Origin of the sequence: Longimycelium tulufanense (assembly GCF_014645795.1) — a bacterium.
GTDB classification, from domain to species: domain Bacteria; phylum Actinomycetota; class Actinomycetes; order Mycobacteriales; family Pseudonocardiaceae; genus Longimycelium; species Longimycelium tulufanense.
Genome location: NZ_BMMK01000111.1, coordinates 1 through 626 on the forward strand (window position 1 = coordinate 1; position 626 = coordinate 626).

Here is a 626-nt window from a genome sequence, read left to right on the forward strand (position 1 = left end):
CTGGGCGGTCGTGATGTGGTCGGCAGTGTGGGTGCTGGCATGCGCCCAGCGCAGACCTGCTCGGCGATGGCAGTACCGGGCGTCCGTTGGAGTGATTTTGCTCGGCGTTCTTGGTCAGGTCGGACACCTCCAGGAACACGTTGCGCAGGCCGGCTACTGGGTCGTGAACTCGAACGAGCCACCGTGGATGACCCCGTGGGGTACCGCGTTGGCCGACGGGATGGGCCAGGTGGACGTCTCCAGGCCGGCACTGGGCATGGAGATCCTGCACCTCACCGGAAACTTCATCTTCCTGGCAGGGTTGGTCGGTATCTTCCTCGTCACGCGGCGGGCACTGCGTCTCACCTCTCGCAGGTGGGCGAAGATGGGTGTGTGGATGCAGGGTGTCCACGGTATGGAGCACCTGGTCCTGACACTCTCGATCGCGTTGGGTGCCAAGCAGGCGATTGGTCTGTCCACCTGGTTCGGGCTCCTTGATCCTGGATCCGGATTGTGGACGTACCGGATCTGGTGGCACTTCCTCGCCAACGTTGTGGGTTCGGTGATCTTCGGCGTCGCGCTCTACCACCTGTGGCGGGAACGGAAAGCGGTTGCGGCCACCTACGGAACCCAGGAAGACGCCGCGG

At 64.1% G+C, this 626-nt stretch carries 1 protein-coding gene; it reads left to right on the forward strand.

The genetic code is table 11. The features are described from left to right. Positions 1-13: 13 nt before the first annotated feature. Positions 14-626, forward strand: a 613-nt coding sequence (locus IEY55_RS31790; RefSeq protein WP_229686962.1) for a DUF6008 family protein, incomplete at its 3' end; no start/stop codon positions are given.